Source organism: Nocardioides sp. (assembly GCF_025965415.1).
Classification (GTDB): Bacteria; Actinomycetota; Actinomycetes; order Propionibacteriales; family Nocardioidaceae; genus Nocardioides.
This window is the reverse complement of sequence record NZ_JAOPWY010000192.1, coordinates 18,270-38,355: the sequence shown is the minus strand read 5'-3', so window position 1 is coordinate 38,355 and position 20,086 is coordinate 18,270. Positions and strand designations below refer to the sequence as shown.

General features: G+C 71.9%; 26 protein-coding genes and 2 tRNA genes. 18 read left to right on the top strand and 10 right to left on the bottom strand.

What is annotated here, in order from left to right; genetic code table 11:
* Position 1: 1 nt before the first annotated feature.
* Positions 2-1,219 carry a DUF429 domain-containing protein gene (locus tag JWN97_RS20535; protein ID WP_297627514.1) on the top strand — a complete coding sequence of 406 codons (1,218 nt, stop codon included), beginning with the start codon at positions 2-4 and terminating at the stop codon, positions 1,217-1,219.
* Positions 1,220-1,231: 12 nt separating this feature from the next.
* On the opposite strand, the gene JWN97_RS20530 is transcribed toward JWN97_RS20535, so the two are convergent.
* Positions 1,232-2,485 carry an MFS transporter gene (locus JWN97_RS20530; RefSeq protein WP_297627511.1) on the bottom strand — a complete coding sequence of 418 codons (1,254 nt, stop codon included), beginning with the start codon at positions 2,483-2,485 and terminating at the stop codon, positions 1,232-1,234.
* 92 nt (positions 2,486-2,577) lie between these two features.
* Between JWN97_RS20530 and JWN97_RS20525 the strand changes: the two genes are divergently transcribed.
* Genes JWN97_RS20525 through JWN97_RS20510 form a run of 4 tightly spaced genes read left to right on the top strand, consistent with a single transcriptional unit; the run spans position 2,578 to position 4,944 of the window.
* A complete protein-coding gene (locus JWN97_RS20525; protein ID WP_297627507.1) occupies positions 2,578-3,036 on the top strand; it encodes a M67 family metallopeptidase in 459 nt (152 codons plus the stop codon).
* Complete coding sequence (locus JWN97_RS20520; protein WP_297627504.1) at positions 3,036-3,335, top strand: MoaD/ThiS family protein; 300 nt, start codon at positions 3,036-3,038, stop codon at positions 3,333-3,335. Before JWN97_RS20525 ends, JWN97_RS20520 begins: the two co-directional genes overlap by 1 nt.
* Positions 3,332-4,282: a cysteine synthase gene (locus JWN97_RS20515; protein ID WP_297627501.1), complete on the top strand. Its 951-nt coding sequence runs from the start codon at positions 3,332-3,334 to the stop codon at positions 4,280-4,282. Before JWN97_RS20520 ends, JWN97_RS20515 begins: the two co-directional genes overlap by 4 nt.
* 35 nt (positions 4,283-4,317) lie before the next feature.
* The gene (locus JWN97_RS20510) at positions 4,318-4,944 is read left to right on the top strand and encodes a DUF3152 domain-containing protein (protein WP_297627498.1); all 627 of its coding nucleotides are present in this window, start codon (positions 4,318-4,320) and stop codon (positions 4,942-4,944) included.
* Here the strand turns inward: JWN97_RS20510 and JWN97_RS20505 are convergent.
* A complete protein-coding gene (locus tag JWN97_RS20505; RefSeq protein WP_297627496.1) occupies positions 4,931-5,980 on the bottom strand; it encodes an alkaline phosphatase family protein in 1,050 nt (349 codons plus the stop codon). The genes JWN97_RS20510 and JWN97_RS20505 overlap by 14 nt on opposite strands.
* 112 nt (positions 5,981-6,092) lie before the next feature.
* Here JWN97_RS20505 and murI point away from each other — a divergent pair, with 112 nt between their 5' ends.
* A complete protein-coding gene (gene murI / locus JWN97_RS20500) occupies positions 6,093-6,896 on the top strand; it encodes a glutamate racemase (RefSeq protein WP_297627636.1) in 804 nt (267 codons plus the stop codon).
* Entirely contained in the window at positions 6,893-7,648 is a 756-nt protein-coding gene (locus tag JWN97_RS20495; RefSeq protein ID WP_297627493.1) for an MBL fold metallo-hydrolase, read from the top strand. Before murI ends, JWN97_RS20495 begins: the two co-directional genes overlap by 4 nt.
* 4 nt (positions 7,649-7,652) lie before the next feature.
* On the opposite strand, the gene JWN97_RS20490 is transcribed toward JWN97_RS20495, so the two are convergent.
* A complete protein-coding gene (locus JWN97_RS20490; protein WP_297627490.1) occupies positions 7,653-8,303 on the bottom strand; it encodes a response regulator transcription factor in 651 nt (216 codons plus the stop codon).
* Positions 8,300-9,463: a histidine kinase gene (locus tag JWN97_RS20485; RefSeq protein WP_297627487.1), complete on the bottom strand. Its 1,164-nt coding sequence runs from the start codon at positions 9,461-9,463 to the stop codon at positions 8,300-8,302. The genes JWN97_RS20490 and JWN97_RS20485 overlap by 4 nt, the downstream gene beginning before the upstream one ends.
* Before the next feature lie 239 nt (positions 9,464-9,702).
* Between JWN97_RS20485 and rph the strand changes: the two genes are divergently transcribed.
* A complete protein-coding gene (rph, locus tag JWN97_RS20480) occupies positions 9,703-10,431 on the top strand; it encodes a ribonuclease PH (RefSeq protein WP_297627484.1) in 729 nt (242 codons plus the stop codon).
* Positions 10,428-11,045, top strand: coding sequence for an RdgB/HAM1 family non-canonical purine NTP pyrophosphatase (rdgB, locus tag JWN97_RS20475; protein WP_297627481.1), 618 nt, complete (start codon positions 10,428-10,430; stop codon positions 11,043-11,045). The genes rph and rdgB overlap by 4 nt, the downstream gene beginning before the upstream one ends.
* Here the strand turns inward: rdgB and JWN97_RS20470 are convergent.
* The 3 genes from JWN97_RS20470 to bcp form a co-directional block, all read right to left on the bottom strand.
* Positions 11,037-11,909 (bottom strand): bile acid:sodium symporter family protein, encoded by an 873-nt coding sequence (locus tag JWN97_RS20470; protein WP_297627479.1) that lies wholly within the window; start codon positions 11,907-11,909, stop codon positions 11,037-11,039. The two genes, rdgB and JWN97_RS20470, sit on opposite strands and share 9 nt — an antisense overlap.
* Before the next feature lie 57 nt (positions 11,910-11,966).
* A tRNA-Leu gene (locus JWN97_RS20465) sits at positions 11,967-12,048 on the bottom strand.
* Positions 12,049-12,197: 149 nt separating this feature from the next.
* Positions 12,198-12,668 (bottom strand): thioredoxin-dependent thiol peroxidase, encoded by a 471-nt coding sequence (gene bcp, locus JWN97_RS20460; protein WP_297627476.1) that lies wholly within the window; start codon positions 12,666-12,668, stop codon positions 12,198-12,200.
* Positions 12,669-12,829: 161 nt separating this feature from the next.
* Here bcp and JWN97_RS20455 point away from each other — a divergent pair, with 161 nt between their 5' ends.
* The 9 genes from JWN97_RS20455 (at position 12,830) to JWN97_RS20415 (ending at position 18,083) form a co-directional block, all read left to right on the top strand.
* Positions 12,830-13,519, top strand: a complete 690-nt coding sequence (locus JWN97_RS20455; protein WP_297627473.1) for an energy-coupling factor ABC transporter permease — start codon at positions 12,830-12,832, stop codon at positions 13,517-13,519.
* The gene (locus JWN97_RS20450) at positions 13,516-13,881 is read left to right on the top strand and encodes a PDGLE domain-containing protein (protein WP_297627463.1); all 366 of its coding nucleotides are present in this window, start codon (positions 13,516-13,518) and stop codon (positions 13,879-13,881) included. Before JWN97_RS20455 ends, JWN97_RS20450 begins: the two co-directional genes overlap by 4 nt.
* Positions 13,881-14,564: a cobalt ECF transporter T component CbiQ gene (gene cbiQ, locus JWN97_RS20445; protein WP_297627460.1), complete on the top strand. Its 684-nt coding sequence runs from the start codon at positions 13,881-13,883 to the stop codon at positions 14,562-14,564. The genes JWN97_RS20450 and cbiQ overlap by 1 nt, the downstream gene beginning before the upstream one ends.
* Positions 14,561-15,331 carry an ABC transporter ATP-binding protein gene (locus tag JWN97_RS20440; protein ID WP_297627456.1) on the top strand — a complete coding sequence of 257 codons (771 nt, stop codon included), beginning with the start codon at positions 14,561-14,563 and terminating at the stop codon, positions 15,329-15,331. Before cbiQ ends, JWN97_RS20440 begins: the two co-directional genes overlap by 4 nt.
* The gene (locus JWN97_RS20435) at positions 15,328-15,576 is read left to right on the top strand and encodes a DUF3618 domain-containing protein (protein WP_297627454.1); all 249 of its coding nucleotides are present in this window, start codon (positions 15,328-15,330) and stop codon (positions 15,574-15,576) included. Before JWN97_RS20440 ends, JWN97_RS20435 begins: the two co-directional genes overlap by 4 nt.
* A gap of 17 nt (positions 15,577-15,593) precedes the next feature.
* Complete coding sequence (locus JWN97_RS20430) at positions 15,594-15,893, top strand: co-chaperone GroES (protein ID WP_297627444.1); 300 nt, start codon at positions 15,594-15,596, stop codon at positions 15,891-15,893.
* Positions 15,894-15,918: 25 nt separating this feature from the next.
* Positions 15,919-17,292, top strand: a complete 1,374-nt coding sequence (locus JWN97_RS20425; RefSeq protein ID WP_297627441.1) for an NAD(P)-binding domain-containing protein — start codon at positions 15,919-15,921, stop codon at positions 17,290-17,292.
* Positions 17,279-17,851, top strand: a complete 573-nt coding sequence (locus JWN97_RS20420; protein ID WP_297627438.1) for a 1-acyl-sn-glycerol-3-phosphate acyltransferase — start codon at positions 17,279-17,281, stop codon at positions 17,849-17,851. Before JWN97_RS20425 ends, JWN97_RS20420 begins: the two co-directional genes overlap by 14 nt.
* An 85-nt stretch (positions 17,852-17,936) precedes the next feature.
* Entirely contained in the window at positions 17,937-18,083 is a 147-nt protein-coding gene (locus tag JWN97_RS20415) for a GPGG-motif small membrane protein (RefSeq protein WP_297627435.1), read from the top strand.
* Positions 18,084-18,160: 77 nt separating this feature from the next.
* Here the strand turns inward: JWN97_RS20415 and JWN97_RS20410 are convergent, their stop codons facing one another.
* The 3 genes from JWN97_RS20410 to JWN97_RS20400 form a co-directional block, all read right to left on the bottom strand.
* Positions 18,161-18,793, bottom strand: a complete 633-nt coding sequence (locus JWN97_RS20410) for a GAF and ANTAR domain-containing protein (RefSeq protein ID WP_297627432.1) — start codon at positions 18,791-18,793, stop codon at positions 18,161-18,163.
* A gap of 168 nt (positions 18,794-18,961) precedes the next feature.
* Positions 18,962-19,699, bottom strand: a complete 738-nt coding sequence (locus JWN97_RS20405) for a GAF and ANTAR domain-containing protein (protein ID WP_297627429.1) — start codon at positions 19,697-19,699, stop codon at positions 18,962-18,964.
* Between the two features lie 296 nt (positions 19,700-19,995).
* Positions 19,996-20,068: transfer RNA gene (locus tag JWN97_RS20400), tRNA-Lys, on the bottom strand.
* Positions 20,069-20,086 lie beyond the last annotated feature (18 nt).

The following is a 20,086-nucleotide window of genomic DNA, read 5'->3' as shown; positions in this document are numbered from 1 at the left end:
GATGAGCCCGATCCCCGACTTCGTCGTCGACCTCCGCCGCAAGATCGGCCCCGACCCGCTGTGGCTGCCCGGAGTCACCGCGGTCGTCCGACGTGGCGACGAGGTCCTGCTGGTCAAGCGCTCCGACAACGGCCAGTGGGCGCCGGTGACCGGCATCGTGGACCCCGAGGAGGAGCCCGCCGTCGCCGCGGCGCGCGAGGCGCTGGAGGAGACCGGCGTGACGATCCGCGTGGACCGGCTCGCCTCCACGTCCGCGCACGGGCAGATCGTGCACGTCAACGGCGACCGGGCGGCCTACCTCGACCTGACCTTCGCCTGCACCTGGCTCTCCGGCGTGGCGCACGTGGCCGACGACGAGTCCAGCGACGTGCGGTGGTGGCCGGTCGACGACCTCCCGCCGATGGGCGAGGTGATGCTCCGCCGCATCGATGCCGCGCTGAGCGACGAGCGGGAGGCACGCTTCATCTCCCCGGACGCAGCCGCACCCCTGGAGCCCGCGACACCCCGGCACGTCCCGCTCGCCCCGACCGCCCCGGTGCTCGGGGTCGACGCCTGCCCCGGCGGCTGGGTCGGCGTGGTGCTCGACACCGACCTGAGGGCGAGCGTCTTCACGGCGCTCACCATCACCGACCTGCTGGAGCTGGTGGGGGAGACCACCCCCGTGTCCGTGGTGGCGATCGACATCCCCATCGGCCTGCCCGACAGCAGCGGCCGCGCGGCCGACGCCGAGGCCCGTCGGGTGCTGGTGGGCAAGTCGTCGTCGATCTTCTCGACGCCCACCCGCGCCGCGCTGGAGGCGGAGACCTACGCCGAGGGCCGGGCGGCCAACCTCGCCGCGACCGGCGGCACCACGAGCGTCAGCGCCCAGGCGTACGCCCTGCGCGAGAAGGTGCTGCAGGTCGACGCGTGGGTGCGGTCCCGACCCCGCGTGCGCGTCGTCGAGGTGCACCCCGAGGTGAGCTTCGCGCGGATGACCGGCACCCCGGTCCTGGCCCGCAAGAAGGACGCCGACGGCGTACGGGCACGCCGCGAGGTGCTCGCCGACCACGGGATCGCGGCGCCGCCGTGGTTCCGCGGTGCGCCGTTCGGGGAGGACGACCTGCTCGACGCCTGCGCGGCGGCATGGTCCGCCGTACGACACTCGCACGGGCTCGCCGAGTCCTTCCCGGCCACGCCGGAGGTGTTCTCCGACGGCATCCCGGCCGCCATCTGGGTCTGACCCGCGATTCGGTCAGCCGGAGTGGGTCAGCACGCCGTAGCGCTCGCGCGAGGCCAGCGCCCAGCGGGACACCGGCACGGAGACCAGCGCGATCGCCAGCATCATCGCGGCCAGGACCAGCCACCCCGTCTCGCCCATGTCGACGCACAGCAGCGTGACGATGGGCGGCCCGACCACGGCGACGACGCTGAAGCCGAGGCCGGCGAAGCCCTGGTACTGGCCCTGCCGCTCGTGGGGTGCGAGCCCCATCTGCAGTCCCCACTGGCCACCGGAGCCGATCATCTCCCCGACGACGTGGACGAGGGAGCCGGCCACGAGCACCACCACCGCGAAGGTCGCGTCGCCCCGGTCGGCGAGGGACACGATGGCGAAGCCCACCGCGATCCACACCGCACCGCGCACCAGCGCCGAGGCGCCGGCCTCGACGGAGTCCGCCCGGCGGGAGAGCCGCACCTGGAACAGCGCCACGCAGGCGGTGTTGATGACCAGGAGGACCGCGACCATCACCGGAGGCGCCGACGTGCGCTCGGAGATGTAGAGCGCGAGCCCCAGCTCCATCACGAAGAAGTGGATCGAGAACAGGCCGGTGATCGCCACGACGACGACGTAGGGCCAGTCGCGCAGCACGGCGAGGCGCGGCTCGCCGGCCGCGCGGAGGTAGGGCGGGAGGTCGGGGAGGCGGGTGCAGTTCCACGCGGCGAAGCCGGTGAAGACCGCGTTGAGGACGAAGACCGAGACGTAGGCCCACCGCTCGTCGATCACCAGCGCCGCGCCACCGAACATCGAGCCCAGCCCGATGGCGGTGTTGGTGACCGCCCGCAGGTAGGCCTTGAAGAGCACGCCGCGCCCGCCGGTGGCGAGCTGGGCGATGACGCCCTGCTGCACCGAGCCCGCAGACCGCTCGAAGAGCGCCAGCAGGGCGAGGAGCAGCGCGAGCTGCCACGGCGTGCGCGCGAGCACCGGCAGCGCGCTGGTGAGCGCCGCGCCCACCATGCACCAGGTCAGCACGCGGCGCGGTCCTCGGGTGTCGCCGAGGTGACCGGCCGGGACCTGCACGACGATCCCCACGATCGCGGCGACGGAGAGGGCGAGCCCGACCTCGGCGGCGGAGAAGCCGACCTGCCGGGTGAAGAAGAGGGCGCTCGTCGTCATGACCGCGCCCGCGCCGAACCGGTTGGCGAAAGACCCGAGCGCGAGCACCTGGAGGTCGCGCTCGAGGGGGATGCCTCGCCGGGTCAGGGGCGGCGGGACCTCGCGCAGCGACATCGGTCCCCTTCCCCCTCGCACGTGTCCCGACGTCAAGACTATGGGGTGAGACGTGGTGGGGTCACACCGGATTCCTGCCTACCCTTGACGACGTGCTGACCATCGACCAGGAGACGTACGACGCCATCGTGGCGCACGCCAAGCGCGACCACCCCGACGAGGCGTGCGGCGTCGTCGCGGGCCCCGAGGGCAGCGATCGCGCGGAGCGGTTCGTCCCGATGGTCAACGCCGCCGGCAGCCCGACGTTCTACGAGTTCGACTCCACCGAGCTGCTCGCGCTCTACAAGGACATGGACGCCCGCGACGAGGAACCGGTGGTGATCTACCACTCCCACACGGCGACCGAGGCCTACCCCAGCCGCACCGACATCGGCCTCGCCAGCGAGCCGAACGCGCACTACGTGCTCGTGAGCACACGCGAGCACGGGAATAGTGAGGGCCCCGTGGAGTTCAGGTCCTACAGAATCATCGACGGCGTCGTGACCGAAGAGGACGTCACGATCACGCCCCCAGACACGACACAGAAGACCCAGGAAGAGAGCACCCCCTGATGGCCATCGAGGTCCGGATCCCCACCATCCTGCGCACCTACACCGACGGCGCCAAGGCGGTCGACGGCACCGGCGGCACGCTGTCGGAGCTCATCGACGACCTCGAGGGCAACCACCCCGGCATCAAGGGTCGCCTCGTCGAGGACAAGTCCGGGTCGATCGACCTGCGCCGCTTCGTCAACGTCTACATCAACGACGAGGACGTCCGGTTCATCGGCGGCCTCGAGGCACCGCTGAGCGACGGCGACCAGGTCGTGGTCCTCCCGGCGGTCGCGGGCGGAGCCCACCCCCTCGGATGACTCGCTTCGACAGCCTCCTCGAGTCGGTCGGCGGCACGCCCCTCATCGGGTTGCCGCGGCTCTCGCCGAGCCCCGACGTACGCCTCTGGGCCAAGATGGAGGACCGCAACCCGACCGGGTCCATCAAGGACCGTCCGGCGCTCAGGATGATCGAGCAGGCGGAGAAGGACGGCACGCTGCGCCCGGGCTGCACGATCCTCGAGCCGACCAGCGGCAACACCGGCATCTCGCTGGCGATGGCGGCCAAGCTCAAGGGCTACCGCATCGTCTGCGTGATGCCCGAGAACACCTCCGAGGAGCGACGCCAGCTGCTGCGGATGTGGGGGGCCGAGATCATCTCCTCGCCCGCCGCCGGCGGCTCCAACGAGGCGGTGCGCGTCGCCAAGCAGGTCGCGGGGGAGCACCCCGACTGGGTGATGCTCTACCAGTACGGCAACGAGGCCAACGCCCTCGCGCACGAGGAGGGCACCGGTCCCGAGCTGCTCGCCGACCTCCCCGAGATCACCCACTTCGTCGCCGGGCTCGGAACCACCGGCACCCTCATGGGCGTCTCCCGGTTCTTCCGCAAGGCCAAGCCCGACGTGCGCATCGTGGCCGCGGAGCCGCGCTACGGCGAGCTCGTCTACGGCCTGCGCAACCTCGACGAGGGCTTCGTGCCCGAGCTCTACGACGCCTCGCTGATCGACTCGCGGTTCTCCGTCGGCCCGCGCGACGCCGTACGCCGGGTGCGCGAGCTGCTCGAGCTCGAGGGCATCTTCGCCGGCATCTCCACCGGCGCGATCCTGCACGCCGCGCTCGGCCAGGCGGCCAAGGCCGTCAAGGCAGGCGAGCGAGCCGACATCGCGTTCGTCGTGTGCGACGGCGGCTGGAAGTACCTCTCCACCGGCGCCTACGAGGGCACCGTCGACGAGGCCGAGGACCGGCTCGACGGGCAGCTCTGGGCCTGAGGACACGGCCCGGGACTGGGCCTAGTCTCTGACGGATGACCCCCCGCGTCGTCCCGCTGCTGGCCGCCCTCGTCCTGGCGCTGTTCGCGCCACCCGCCCACGCGGGCCCGGCCGAGCACCGGCGCTGGACGCCCACGCCCGGCCACCACGCCGCTGACGGGTTCGCCGTCCCCGTCAGCCGGCGGGTGACGTACTCGGTCACCACCCGCGGAGCGATCACCGCGTCGCTCGAGGTGTTCCGGCGCCTCGCGCAGGAGACGTACGACGACCCGCGCGGGTGGCGCAACGGCGGGGTGGAGTTCCGCCGGGTCCGCAGGGGTGGAAGCTTCACGCTGGTCCTGGCCGCCGCGCGGACCGTGCCGTCGTTCTCGTCCAGCTGCTCGTCGACGTGGTCGTGCCGCGTCGGGCGCTACGTGATCATCAATCAGGAGCGGTGGCTGCACGCGTCGCCGGCGTGGAACGCGGCGGGCCGGTCGCTGCGCGACTACCGCCACCTCGTGGTCAACCACGAGACCGGCCACTGGCTGGGGCGCGGCCACGCGTCGTGCCCGGCCGGCGGCCGGCCGGCCCCGGTGATGATGCAGCAGTCCAAGGGCACCAACGGCTGCCGGTTCAACCCCTGGCCGCTCCCGTGGGAGGCCGCGGGCGTCAGGGGGCGGTGAGCCGCAGGGACAGGTCCGCGTCGAGCTCGCTGCCCTCGACGGCGGGCAGGTCGAGCAGGTCGAGCGCGAGGTTGGCGATCATCCCGTTGCGCACCGGCTGACGCTTCGTCGCGTAGGTGGTGCGTCGGGTGCCCGGGTTCTTGTAGTCGGGGTTCACGGCGTAGAGGTCGACGCCGCGGTCCACCGCGGAGCCGCGAGCCATGAACACGATGCAGTAGTCGTCGAGCAGGGACGGGTTGCTGTGCGAGGGACCGTGGCCGCCGTGGTCGCTCGTGAGCAGGATCGTGGTGCCGGCCCGGCGGGCGGGGTCGGAGTTCACCGCCTTCACCACGCGACCGACGAGCGCGTCGGACTGGCGGACGGCGCGCAGATAGGGCTTCGACATCCAGCCGTGCGCGTGCCCGGCGGCGTCCGGCAGGGAGAGGTGGAGGAAGCGGAAGTCGCGGTCCACGTCGAGGTCGGCGATGAGCTGGTCCACCAGCCGCGAGTTGTCGAGGTCGATCGTGGCGCGGTCGATCGCGTCCGGCCACGACCGCTGCCAGAGGCTGAACTTGGTCTTCGCGGCGAACATCGCCGTCGACCCGCCGGCGGCGTCGACCGCGGTGAAGACCGACGCGACGTCGTGGCCGGCGGCCTCCTGCACGGTGCGGGGGGTCAGCCGGTCGTCGTTCCAGGTGACCCCGTGGCCGCCGGTGGCGGCGTCGATGCGCCGCCCGGTGACCATGCCGGTGTGGTTGGGCAGGGTCACGGTCATCTCGTGCTCGGTGCGGGCGTTCATGGTCGAGGCGCCGGCGCGCATGAAGCGGTAGAGGTGGGGGAGCTTCTTCGGGCCGAGCTCGCGGACTGCGGCGACGCTCATGCCGTCGATGGAGATGGCGAGCACGGAGTCGGCGTCGGCGCGGTGGACCTCGCGGCGTACGTCGGCTCCGACCCCGCCGTCCGGCACCAGCGCGCAGGCGGGAGCACCCGCGAGGACGACGCTCGCCGAGACGAGCACGGAGACGACGGACGCGGTCACAGAGGTTCGACGGAGCACCGGGCGACGATAACCCGGGCGCCGCAGTGTGACGGGGCCGACGCCCCGGATGGCGTGACCCGCGGCGCACCGAGCGCCTAGCCTGCTGCCTGTGCCGACCCCCACGCCGCGGATGACCGCCGACGCGCCGATCGGCATCTTCGACTCCGGGTTCGGTGGCCTGACGGTCGCGCGCTCGGTGATCGACCAGCTGCCGCACGAGTCGGTGGTCTACCTCGGCGACACGGCGCGCCAGCCCTACGGGCAGAAGCCGATCGGCGAGGTCCGCGAGTACGCCCTCGAGTGCCTCGACCACCTCTACGACCAGGGCGTCAAGGCGCTGGTCATCGCGTGCAACTCCGCCAGCGCGGCGATGCTGCGCGACGCCCGCGAGCGCTACGACGTACCCGTCGTCGAGGTGATCCTCCCGGCCGCCCGCCGTGCGGCGGCCGCCACGCGCAACCGCAAGGTCGGTGTCATCTGCACCCGCGCGACCGCGAGCTCGATGGCGTACGACGACGCGTTCGCTGCGGCGCCCCACCTCGACCTGCACATCCAGGCGTGCCCGGGCTTCGTGGACTTCGTCGAGCAGGGGATCACCGGCGGGGACGAGCTGCTCGCGGCCGCCCACGCCTACCTCGACCCGCTCGCCGCGGCCGGCGTCGACACCCTCATCCTCGGCTGCACCCACTACCCGCTGCTGACCGGCGTCATCTCCTACGTCATGGGGGACGAGGTCACCCTCGTGAGCTCGGCGGAGGAGTGTGCCAAGGACGTCTACAAGATGCTGGCGGGCACCGGCCTGATGCGCGACGGTGGCGACGCCGCCTACACGTTCTCGACGACCGGCAGCCCGGAGGACTTCGCGACCATCGGTCGCCGCTTCCTCGGCACCGAGCTGCTGAGCGCCACCCAGTTCGCCGGAGGCCGCTGGTGAGGCTCACCATCGTCGGCTGCTCCGGGTCCTACCCCGGTCCCGAGTCGGCGGCGAGCTGCTACCTCCTCGAGGCCGAGCACGACGGCCGCACGTGGCGGATCCTGCTCGACCTCGGCAACGGCGCACTCGGTCAGCTGCACCGCTACGCCGACCCGCTGGGCATCGACGCGGTCTTCGTCAGCCACCTGCACGCCGACCACTGCCTCGACCTCTGCGGCTACTACGTGATGCGCAAGTACCACCCCACCGGCCCGCAGCCGCGGATCCCGGTCTGGGGTCCCGTCGGCACGGCCGAGCGGATGGCGCGCGCCTACGACCTGCCGGTCGACCCGGGCATGACCGAGGAGTTCGCCTTCGAGGAGTACGACGGTCCGGTCGAGCTCGGCCCCTTCCGCATCGAGGCGCACCAGGTCGTCCACCCCGTCACCGCCTTCGCGCTGAAGGTCACCGCCGGCGGTCGCACCCTCGTCTACTCAGGCGACACCGGCCCCTGCGCCGCCCTCGACGACGTCGCGGCCGGCGCCCACCTTCTCCTGGCCGAGGCGTCCTTCCGGACCGGGGACGACAACCCGCCCGACCTGCACCTCACCGGCGCAGACTGCGGGCGTACGGCGTCGGTGGCCGGCGTGGAGCGGCTCGTGCTGACCCACGTCCCGCCGTGGCACGACGCCGCGGACGCCGAGGCCGAGGCCCGCGCCGAGTGGGTGGGTCCGGTCGAGCTGGCCCGCGCCGGGGCGACGTACGACGTGTGAGCCCTCAGACCAGGCCGGCGTCGTGGACGACCATGGCCACCTGCACCCGGTTGGTGCTGTGGAGCTTGGTCAGCAGTCGCGACACGTGCGACTTCACCGTCGGGATCGACAGGTAGAGCTCCGAGGCGATCTCGGAGTTGCTCAGCCCGCGGCCCACGCAGACCGCGACCTCGAGCTCGCGCTCGGTCAGGACCGTCAGCCGGTCCGAGGCCGTGGAGGAGCGGTCCGTCGGGGCGACGCTGCGCAGGCGCGAGACGAGGCTGCGGGTCGCGGAGGGGGACAGCATCGCCTCGCCCGCCGCCACCGTGCGGATCGCGTGCACGATGTCTCCCGGCGGCGTGTCCTTGAGCAGGAAGCCGTCAGCCCCCGCGGCGACGGCACGCAGGACGTGGTCGTCGGCGTCGAAGGTCGTGAGGATGACGACCGACGGGGGCGAGGGACGCTGGTGGAGGGCCTGGGTGGCCTCGAGCCCGTCCATGACCGGCATCCGGATGTCCATCAGCACGACGTCGGGGTCCAGCTCGGTCACGAGCGCCAGCCCGGCCGCGCCGTTGCCGGCCTCGCCGACCACCTCGAGGTCGGCCTGGCCGCCCAGCATCAGCGACAACGCCGACCTGACCAACGGGTCGTCGTCGACGATCAGCACCCGGATCACGCTGACCACGGTAGCCACGCCTCCAGGACGAACGTCGAGTCCTCGGTGCGCTGGTCCAGCCGGCCGCCGCGCAGCTCGGTGCGCTCTCGCAGCCCGATCAGTCCCAGCCCCGCTCCGGGAGCGCCTGCCCGGTCGTCGCCGACCGGGTTGACCAGCACCACGCGGATGCCCGAGCGCGGGTCGCCCGAGGACCGGATGTCCACGACGGAGCCGGGGGCGTGCTTGCGGACGTTGGTGATGCCCTCCTGGACGATGCGGTAGACGGTGCGACCCGTGGCCGACGGCACCGGCGTCGAGTCGTCGACCTCGTCGGTCCAGTCGATGTCGAGGCCGAGGGTGCGGGCCTCCTCGACGAGCGCGGCGATGTCGTCGTACGTCGGTTGCGGGCGCGCGGTGAGCGGTCCGGGGTCGTCCTCGCGGAGCACGCCGAGCACGTCACGCAGCTCGTGGAGCGCGTCGTTGGCCTGGCCCTGGATCTGGCTCAGCCCCTCGCGCAACCGGTCGTTGTCGAGGTCGTCGCGGAACGCGAGGGCGCCGGCCTGCATGGAGACCTGGGTGATCCGGTGGGCCAGCACGTCGTGCATCTCGCGCGCGATCCTGGCCCTCTCGGTGGAGCGGGCCTGGGCCACGCGGAGCTCCTGCTCGCGCTCCGCCCGCTCGGCGCGGGTGCGCAGGTTCCAGACGATCTCGCGACGTGAGCCGAGGTAGAGGCCCCAGCCCATCATCCCCGCGTTGACCGCGACGTTGACCGCCGTGGTGATGATCGGGTGGTTGTCCTCGAACGGCGCGAGGGTCGTGTAGGTCTGGGCGGCGACGAAGTTGGCCACGCCGACGACCAGGACCTGCCAGCTGACGCGTCGGGTGGCGACGGAGACGGCCGCGAGGGTGGCGGGGCCCGCCGCGATCCCCGACAGGGCGCTCATCGCGGCGATCACGAGGGCGATGCGCACGGGTGCGCGGCGGCGGAACCACACCAGGACGTAGGCGGCGGCGCCGAGGGCCAGCTCGGTGAAGAAGAGCGTCCGGTGCTCGCGCCACTCCAGGGCTGCGATCGACTGCCACACCGCCACCGAGATGACCAGGCACAGCGCATAGCGCCATGCGTGGGAGACCCAGGTCAGCTCCGGCTGGGTCTCCGAGAGGCTCGGACGGGTCTCCACGCGGATCAGGTTAACGAGCCGTGCTCCTACTTTGGTCGCACCGATTACCACCTCATGGGGGATGCGGCGGACCGCGCACCCGCGCGACGATGGAGTCACCACCGCGTGGAGGGAGTTGCGCGGCGTGGGGTGCCGCGCATCAAGCGTCCCCACGGGGTAGGGACCTTGCAGCCGGGTCCGGTCTCTCACGGGGGTGACCGGGCCCGGCTGGGCCGTTCCCGGGGCTCTAGGGTCGTGCCATGACTTCCGCACCCCGCGCAGACGGCCGAGCCGACGACGAGCTCCGCCCCATCACCATCACCCGCAACTGGCTCGACCACGCCGCGGGCTCCGTGCTGATCGAGTTCGGCGGCACCAAGGTGCTGTGTGCGGCGTCCGCCTCGGAGGGCGTGCCGCGCTGGCGCAAGGGGTCGGGCCTGGGCTGGGTCACCGCCGAGTACGCGATGCTCCCCGCCTCGACCAACACGCGCTCGGACCGGGAGTCGGTCAAGGGCCGCATCGGCGGCCGCACCCACGAGATCTCGCGCCTGATCGGCCGTTCGCTGCGCGCCGTCATCGACTACCAGGCCCTCGGCGAGAACACGATCGTGCTCGACTGCGACGTGCTCCAGGCCGACGGCGGCACCCGCACCGCGGCGATCACCGGCGCGTACGTCGCCCTGGCCGACGCCGTCGCGCACCTGCGGGCCAACGGTGCGCTCACCGGGGAGCCGCTCACCGGATCGGTGGCCGCGGTCAGCGTCGGGATCATCGACGGCGTGCCGCGCCTCGACCTGCCCTACGTCGAGGACGTGCGCGCCGAGACCGACATGAACGTCGTGATGACCGGCGAGGGCACGTTCGTCGAGGTGCAGGGCACCGCCGAGGGCGCCGCCTTCGACCGCGCCGAGCTCGACGCGCTCCTCGACCTGGCCGGCAAGGGCTGCGCCGACCTGACGCGCCTCCAGCACGAGGCGCTCGCCCGGTGACCCGGATCTTCCTGGCCTCGGCCAACGCCAAGAAGATCCTCGAGATGCAGCGGATCCTGGCCGAGCACGTGCCCGACATCGAGGTGCTCGGGATCGGCGACATCGAGGGGTACGTCGAGCCGGTCGAGGACCAGCCCACCTTCGCCGGCAACGCGCTGCTCAAGGCGCGGGCCGGTGTCGCCGCGACCGGGCTGCCGTCGGTCGCCGACGACAGCGGGCTGTGCGTCGACGCCCTCAACGGCATGCCGGGCGTGCTGTCGGCGCGGTGGTCGGGACCACCGAAGTCGGACGAGCGCAACAACGACCTCCTGCTCGCCCAGCTCGACGACGTACCGGACGAGCGCCGGGGCGCGCACTTCGCGTGCGCCGTGGCGTGGGTGCAGCCCGAGGGGCGCGAGCGCGTCGTCGAGGGCCGGATGGACGGCCGGATCATCCGCGAGGTGCGGGGGAGCGGCGGCTTCGGCTACGACGTGGTCTTCGTGGCCGACGAGCACGCCGACGAGGGCCTCACCTCCGCCGAGCTCGAGCCGGCGGAGAAGGACCGCATCTCCCACCGCGGCCGCGCGCTGCGCGAGCTGGCGCCGTACGTCGCCGCGGACCTGGCCTCAGGCTGACACGGCCTCGCGGTCGGCGACCCGGCGCGAGACCCACATGCCCCAGAGCGCTGCGAAGAGGAACATGATCAGCGAGTAGACCGCGGCCGGCACCGAGATCTCGACCTCGTCGAGCACCTCGACCGCCACGAAGATCGCGAGGGTGGCGTTGTGCACGCCGACCTCCATCGACGAGGCGATGGCCTGCGGGCCGGTGACGCCGAAGGCCTTCGGCACGACGTAGCCGACGAGCAGGCTGATCGCGCAGAACAGGGCGGCGATCAGGCCGACGTCGGCGACGTAGTCGCCGACGCTCTCGAGCTGGTCGAGCAGGATCCCGACGACCAGGATCGCGAGGATCACCGCCGAGCCGATCCGCACCGGCTTGTCCATGCGGCGTGCGAACCCGGGTGCCCGGTCGTTCACCAGCATCCCGATCCCCACGGGGAGCAGGATCAGCGCGAACACCTTGACGATCTCGACCAGCGGCATCGTCACGTCGTCCTGGCGGTCGTAGTAGGCGATCGCGAGACCGGTGATCAGCGGCAGGGTGACGACCGCGATGACGGTGTTGATCGCCGTCAGCGTGATGTTGAGCGCCACGTCGCCGCGGAAGAGGTGGCTGAAGAGGTTGGCCGTCGTGCCGCCCGGCGAGGCCGCGAGCAGCAGCATGCCGATGCCCAGCAGCGCGGGCAGGTCGAAGAGCACGACGAGGCCGAAGCAGACCGCCGGCAGCAGCACGACCTGGCAGGCCAGCGCGACGCCGACGGCCCTGGGTGCCCGACCCACGCGGCGGAAGTCGGCGATCGTCAGGTCCAGGCCCAGCCCGAACATGATGATCGCGAGGGCGAGGGGCAGTCCGACGGTGGTCAGCGCTGAGTCCATGCGCGGACCCTAGTGGTGACGGGGGTCACATGGGGACGAACGCGCGAGACGCGTGCGTGCCGAAGGCGGGAGTCGAACCCGCACGCCCTGGGGCACACGGACCTAAACCGTGCGTGTCTGCCTGTTCCACCACTCCGGCTGGCCGGACCAGCGTAGTTCTCCGAGCGTCCCGTCCGGACGACGACCCTCCCGGGCTGCGCGCCGCCGTCGCGAGGTGTCGCCGCCAACTCGCCAGTTGGTCAGCCAACTCGTGAGTTGGCGACTGCGGGGCGGAGGCCCCACGGTCGGTCAGGCGAGCCCCAGGTCCCGGCGCAGCTTCGACACGTGCCCGGTGGCCTTCACGTTGTACTGGGCGAGCTCGATCGTGCCGGCCTCGTCGATGACGAAGGTGGAGCGCAGGACGCCCTCGACCTCCTTGCCGTACAGCTTCTTGGTGCCGTAGGCGCCGTAGGCCCGGTGCACCGTGAGGTCCTCGTCGGAGAGCAGCGTGAGGGTCAGCGCGTCGCGCTCGCGGAACTTCGCGAGCTTGGCGGGCTTGTCCTTGGACACGCCGAGGACCTCGTAGCCCGCGCCGCGCAGCGAGTCGAGCGACTCGGAGAAGTCGCAGGCCTGCGTGGTGCAGCCGGGCGTCATCGCCGCCGGGTAGAAGTAGACGATCACCTTCTTGCCGCGCAGGTCCGAGAGCGTCACCTGCTCCTCGGTGTCGCTGGTGAGGGTGAAGTCGGGTGCGGTGTCGCCGGCGGCGAGGCGGTCGGACATGGAGGCTCCTGGAGGACGCGAGGGCTGGGTCGGTGTGGTTGTTGCAAGGAGTTTGCAATAAGGTCGGGGTGTGCTGGCACGGGATCGGGGGATCCGGGTCGGCCACCAGACATCAAACAGTCCCCCACCAGCCAACCAGATCCGGAGCAGACGACGTGCACGTGCCTGACGGCTTCCTCGACGCCCCGACCTCGGTGACCACCGGGGCCGTGGCCGCTGCCGGGGTGGCCCTAGCTCTGCGCGGTGCGCGTCGCGAGCTCGACGACCGTACGGCGCCGATGGCGGGCCTGGTCGCGACGTTCGTCTTCGCCGCCCAGATGATCAACTTCCCGGTGGGCGCCGGCACCAGCGGCCACCTCATGGGCGGCGCGCTCGCTGCGGTGCTCGTGGGTCCCTGGACCGCGATCCTCTGCATGGCGGTGGTGCTGCTGGTGCAGGGCCTGCTGATGGCCGACGGCGGGATCACCGCGCTGGGCACCAACATCACGCTGATGGGCCTGGTCACCGTCGGCGTCGGGTGGGGCGTCTTCGTGGTGCTGCGACGCCTCCTGCCCGCCCGGACCTCCAGGGTCGCGTCGAGCGCCGCGGTCGCCGCCTTCGTGAGCGTGCCCGTCGCGGCGCTCGCCTTCACGGGGCTCTTCGCTGTCGGCGGCACGGCACCGGTCGACCTCCAGGCCGTGCTCGTCGCGATGCTCGGCTGGCACACGCTGATCGGCCTCGGTGAGGCGGCGGTGACCGGCCTCGTCGTCGCCAGCGTCGTGGCAACCCGGCCCGACCTCGTCCGCGGTGCTCGTCCGCTCGTCGCCTCCCGCGACCTCGAGATCCGCACCCCGGAGGTCGCGGCCCCGTGAAGCGACCTTCCAACCGCGCCTTCTTCGTCTCCTTCCTCCTGCTCTCCCTCCTCGTGGCGGGTGTGGCGAGCTACTACGCCAGCGCCCACCCCGACGGCCTCGCCTACGTCGCGCAGGAGACCGGCTTCAGCGACGCCGAGAAGCCCCACAGCGCGTCCGACAGCCCGTTCGCCGGCTACACGACGAAGGGTGTGGACGACGGCCGGCTCAGCGGCGGCCTCGCCGGCGTGGTCGGCGTGCTGGTCATGCTCGGGCTCAGCACCGGCCTGTTCTGGGCGCTGCGCCGCCGGGGCGCCACGCGGGACGACCGGCCAGTCGGCCGGGACGACGAGCCCGCCGACCACGCGGGCAGCAGGGGCTGATGGGCGCGGGGCACGGACACCGGCTCTTCTTCCACGGCCACAGCGCGGTCCACCGCGCGCCCGCACACCTCAAGCTGCTGGCCCTGGTCGGGTTCATGCTGGTCGTGGTGGCCACGCCCCGCTCCTGGCCCGCGGCGTACGCCGTCGAGGCGCTCGTCCTGCTGTCGGTGGTCGCGCTGTCCCGGGTGCCGGTGGCCTACCTCGCGCCCCGCATGGTGATCGAGCTCCCGTTCGCCCTCTTCGCCGTCCTCGTGCCGTTCATCTCCCACGGCCCACGCACCGAGGTCCTCGGCATCACCGTCTCCGAGCCCGGCCTGCACGCGGGCATCGCGCTGCTCGTCAAGGGCACCCTGGGCGTGCTCGCCTCGCTCACGCTCGCCGCCACGACCGAGCCCCAGGACCTGCTGCGCGGGCTCCAGCGGCTGCGGATGCCCGACCTGATCGTGCAGATCATGGGCTTCATGATCCGCTACCTCGACGTCGTCACCGCCGAGCTGACCCGGATGATGACCGCCCTGCGCTCGCGCGGCTGCGACCCGCGCTCGCCGCGGCACTGGCCGGTCCTGGCGCGGTCGCTGGGGGCGCTCTTCATCCGGTCCTACGAGCGCGGCGAGCGCGTGCACCTGGCCATGCTGTCGCGCGGCTACGACGGCAGGCTGCCCCGGACGGAGGACGCCCGGTGAGCACCCCGGTCCTCGACGTCCGCGGCCTCGCGTTCGCCTATCCCGACGGCCACCAGGCCCTCTTCGGCTTAGACCTCCACGTCCACGAGGGCGAGCGGGTCGCGCTCCTCGGGCCCAACGGCGCCGGCAAGACGACCCTCGTGCTGCACCTCAACGGCATCCTCAGCGCCGAGTCCGGGGGGCACGGCCGCGGCACGGTCTCGGTCAGCGGCCTGCCCGTGGTGAAGAAGCACCTGAAGGAGATCCGTCGCCGGGTCGGCATCGTCTTCCAGGACCCCGACGACCAGTTGTTCCTCGGCACCGTCCGCCAGGACGTCGCCTTCGGCCCGGCCAACCTCGGGCTCCAGGGCGCCGCGCTCGACCGACGGGTGATGGAGTCGCTGGAGCGGGTCGGCATGGCCGACTTCGTCGACCGGCCGCCGCACCACCTGTCGTACGGCCAGCGCCGCCGCGTCGCGGTCGCCACCGTGCTGGCGATGGAGCCGGAGATCCTGGTGCTCGACGAGCCGTCCTCCAACCTCGATCCCGCCTCGCGCCGCGAGCTCGCCGACATCCTGCGCAGCCTCGACGTGACGGTGCTGATGGTGACCCACGACCTGCCCTACGCGCTCGAGCTCTGCCCCCGCAGCGTGGTGCTGAGCGAGGGCGTCGTGGTGGCCGACCGGCCGACCTTCGACGTGCTCACCGACGAGGCGCTGATGGCCGCCCACCGGCTGGAGCTGCCGTGGGGCTTCGATCCCCGGCGCATTGATAGCCTGCCCGCGTGACCCAGGACATGACCGCGCTCGAGCGCGAGATCGAGGAGACGCGCCAGCGCCTCGCGTCGACCATCGACCAGCTCGCGCACCGCGCCCACCCCAAGACCATCGTCGGGCGCCAGGTGACGACGGTGAAGTCGCATTTCGTGGACCTCGACACCGGGGCCCCGCGCACCGACAACATCCTCAAGGTCGCCGGCGCCGTCGTCGGCGCCATCGTCCTGCTGGCCGTCGTCCGCAAGGTCGCCCGCTGAGCACCGCGCCGATCAAGATGCTGCACGACCGCCTGCTGGTCGAGGTCGACCAGGAGGCGGGCGAGCGGCGGTCGTCCGGCGGCATCGTCATCCCCGCCACGGCCGCGATGGGTGCGCGCCGGCTGGCGTGGTCGCGGGTGATCGCGGTCGGGCCGCACGCCCGGGCCGTCGAGGTCGGCGACAAGGTGCTCTTCGACCCCGAGGACAAGGCCGAGGTCGAGGTGCAGGGCGAGGTCTACGTCGTCATGCGCGAGCGTGATGTCCACGCGGTCGCGGCCGAGCGGCTCGACCCCGGCTCGACCGGGCTCTACCTCTGAAGCACCGACGCGTGAAGGAGTGCTGGTGGCCTACCTCGTGAAGCAGTCGCACCGCGTCCCGGCGGTGACAGCGCCCGTGCCGGTCGACGACTCCCTGCCCCGCGCGTGCGTGATCGGGGCCGGCTCGTCGGGCATCGCCGCGGCCAAGAACCTCTACCTCTCCGGCATCGGGTTCGACTGCTTCGAGCTGGGCAGCGACATCGGCGGGACGTGGGTCTTCGACAACTCCAACGGCCAGTCCGCGTGCTACGACTCCCTCGAGATCAACACCTCGTGCCCGCGCATGGCCTACTCCGACTTCCCGATGCCGGAGGACTACCCGCCCTACGCCCGCCACGACCAGGTCCACGCCTACTTCGAGCAGTACGTCGAGCACTTCGGCTTCCGCCACACGATCACCTTCGACACGACCGTCGAGGACGTCTCGCCCTCCGCCGACGGCCGCTGGGACGTCCGGATCAGCGGTCCGGGCGGCACCGAGACGCGGACGTACGACGCCGTGCTGGTCGCCAACGGCCACCACTGGGACCCACGCTGGCCCGAACCCGCCTACCCCGGCACCTTCGACGGCGAGCAGATCCACGCCCACGACCACCGCTCCGGCGACCAGCTCGAGGGCCGCGACGTGGTCGTCGTCGGCGCCGGCAACTCGGCGATGGACATCGTCGTCGAGTCGTCCTTCCGGGCGCGGACGACGACGTGGTCCGTGCGGCGTACGGAGTGGGTGCTGCGCAAGTTCTTCCTCGGCAGGCCGAGCGACCAGGGCCTGCTGCCCCCCGGCTGGGTGCCCTGGTGGGTGACCGCCCTTCGCCTGCGCATCGGGGCGCTGACCGCCGGCAGCATGACCACGTACGGCCTCCCGGCACCCAGCCACAAGCCCGGCCAGTCACACCCGGTCCAGTCGGAGCGGATCCGCGAGCGCCTCGCCGCCGGTGCCGTCACGGCACGGCCCGCGATCGAGCGGCTCGAGGGCGACCGGGTCGTCTTCGTCGACGGCAGCACCGCCCCGGCGGACCTGATCGTGTGGGCCACCGGCTACAAGGTCAGCTTCCCCTTTCTCGCCCCCGAGCTCATCGCCGCGCGCGACAACGACCTGCCGCTGTGGAAGCGCGCAGTGCACCCCGGCCTCCCGGGGCTCTACTTCGTCGGTCTCCTGCAGCCCATCGGTGCCGTGATGCCGCTGGCCGAGGCCCAGGCGAAGTGGATCGCCGAGACGCTCGCCGGCGACTACGTCCCCCCGTCCGACTCCGTGATCCGGCGCCAGATGGCGGCGGAGCACGAGCGCGACACCCAGCAGTTCTACGCCTCGCCCCGGCACACCATGGAGGTCGACTTCGACCACTACCTGTGGGACCTCGGGCGCGAGCTCAAGAAGGGACGAGCCCGTGCTTCGTCGTAGATTCGCCCGCCTCGTCCTGCGCGCCGTCCGCTGGAAGGCGGTCGGCGAGGTGCCCGACCGCGGGGTGCTGGTGGGCGCTCCCCACACGTCCAACTGGGACTGGGTGCTGACCATGCTCCTGGCCTGGTCCTACGGCATCACGATCCGCCTGCTGGTCAAGCAGGAGCTCTTCGTCGGACCCCTGGGCTGGCTGCTGCGCCGGACCGGCGCGGTGAAGCTGGACCGGACGAACCCGGCGACCACCATCAAGGAGCTGCTCGCCGAGTCCGAGGGCGACGACCCCTGGCTGATCGGCATCGCGGCGGAGGGCACCCGCTCGCGCGGGGAGTACTGGAAGTCCGGCTTCTACCGGATCGCTCAGCAGACCGGACTGCCGATCACCCTGGCCTTTCTCGACGTGCCCTCGCGCACCGTCGGCTGGGGTCCGACCTTCCACCCGACCGGTGACGTGCGCGCCGACATGGACGCCGTCCGCGACTTCTACGCCGACAAGACCGGCTTCCGGCCGGACAGCTTCACGCCTCCGCTCCTGCGCGAGGAGGGCCGCCGGGAGGGGTGAGACCCGCCCTCCGAAAGGGTGTGGGCGATTTCCCGCCGCACCTCGCGATGGCTACGTTGAGGGCTCCAATCGAAGGGAGCACGTCATGGCGCTGTTGCTGTGGATCCTTGCCGTCATCCTCGTGGTGTCCGGCATCGTCTCGCTGGTCCGGGGCCAGATGCTCTGGGGCATCGTCCTCATCATCGTCGGCCTCCTGGTCGGCCCGGGTGGAGTCAGCCTCTTCACGAAGTAGTTCCCGCACGCACGAACACCGAGGGCCGGTCCATGAGGACCGGCTCTCGGCTTGTGCGCACCCGGGGGACGGGGGGCTTACCCGGGGCGCGGGTCAGACGTCAGCACCATCTCCTGGGCGACCAGGACGAGCGCGCGGCCCTGCGCGGCGGCGCGACGGCGTAGGTGCTCGAAGGCGTGGTCGGGGTCGAGGTCGAGCCTCCCCATGACCAACCCGCATGCCTGTCCGATGACGGTGCGTTCGGCCAGCGCGCGGTCCAGCGCCTCGATCTCGCGGAAGCTGGCCAGGGAGCGCCCGACCTGGCCAGCGACCACACCCGCCACGACCGGAGCGGAGGCGTCGATGTCGTCATGGGTGGTCGAGTACAGGTTCAGCGCACCCAGCAGCATGTCGTCGCGCCAGCGCACGGGCATCGCCAGCTGCGACCGGAGCCCGATCCCCACCCCCGCCGCGACGTACGCCGGCCAGCGGCCGTCGTGCCGGATGCGCGGAGCCAGCACGAGCCGACCGTCCCGCAGGGCGTCGAGGCACGGACCCTCGCCCGCGTCGTGCTGCAGGTGGTCCAACGGGGAGGCCAGGTCGCCGACCCGTGCCCAGCTCGCGACGGCCCCCGCGTCGTCGACCACGGTGATGCTGGCGTCGTCGAAGTCGCGCAGCAGGCAGACCAGCAGCGTGGCGTCGACCCTCAGGGAGCGCTGCGTGTCGCTCACGTCCCGGTCGAACCGGGGTCGTGGCAGGACGGCTGTCGTGTGGACGTCCATTGCTCCCACCCCTGACCGCGCGGTCGACCTTCTGCGCTGCCGGGTCTGGGGCTGTCTCTCCAGTGAAACAGACATCCCCCGAGAACTGAAGGGCCGCGCGGACCCGGTCCGTCGCGGTCAGCCGGCAGGTGGCCGGGTCAGCTCGGGCAGGGTGTCCGGCTCGGTGGTGACACCCGACGCCACCTGGCCCAGCCGGAGCCCGTGACGCCGGCAGTAGGTGCGCATCCGTGCGAAGGCCTCGTCCGGGCTCTCGCCGTGCACCTGGGCGAGGTATCCCTTGGCCTGCTCGATCACGATGCGGCTGTTGAGCGCGGACTGGAGCTGCTCACTGAGCACCTCGGCACGCGTGACCGCCCGCTCCTGCAGCAGCGCGATGGTCGCGATGTCCGCCAGGGCCTGCACGACCCGGACATCGGACTCCTGCATGGGGCCGGCGTCGACCGCGAACATGTTGAGGGCGCCGATCGCCTGTCCCCGCAGCCGCATGGGGAAGGCGTGGATCGCGTTGAAGCCGGCTTCGAGCGCCAGCGGCGCGAAGTGCGGCCACCGGTCCTCGGCGTCGCGGAGGTTCGCGACGGCGACGGGTCTCCCGGTGTGGAAGCAGTCCTGGCACGGACCCTCCTGTGTCTGCACCTGGAACAGCTCGAGCATCTCGACCCGCTCGTCCGAGGACGCCATCAGCTGGAGCCGGCGGCGGTGGTCGGCGAGCATCAGCCCGCAGATCCCGGCGCCGACCAGGTCCGATGCGTGGGTCGTCACCCGCTGCAGGAAGTCGATCAGGTCGAACTCGTCGATGAGGGTGTCGGCGACCTCGACGAGGACCCGTGCCAGCTGGTCCGCCGCGATGCTCGTCATCGTGCGGTCGTTCCCCTCCCTCGGGAGCCTGGCCCGAACCACCTGGACCGCCGAGGAAAGGGGACCAGGTCCCGCTCGTCATCATGCGTCCGACTCCAGTACGAGTTTACCGGCGAGGATGTCGCGGGCAACGTCGACGGCTCGCTCCTCGTGGGGCGCCGGATGCGGGACGGACAGGAGATCGACCTGGCAAGGGAGTGCGCCCTCGGATCGCGCCCGGGACGACGGTCGACCCCGCACACGCCAGAGGCCCTCTCCCGGGGAAGGGAGAGGGCCTCTGGACTGCGGTGCCTCTGTACGCCATCAGGGACTCGAACCCCGAACCCGCTGATTAAGAGTCAGCTGCTCTGCCAATTGAGCTAATGGCGCGTGCGGTGAAGCGAGTAG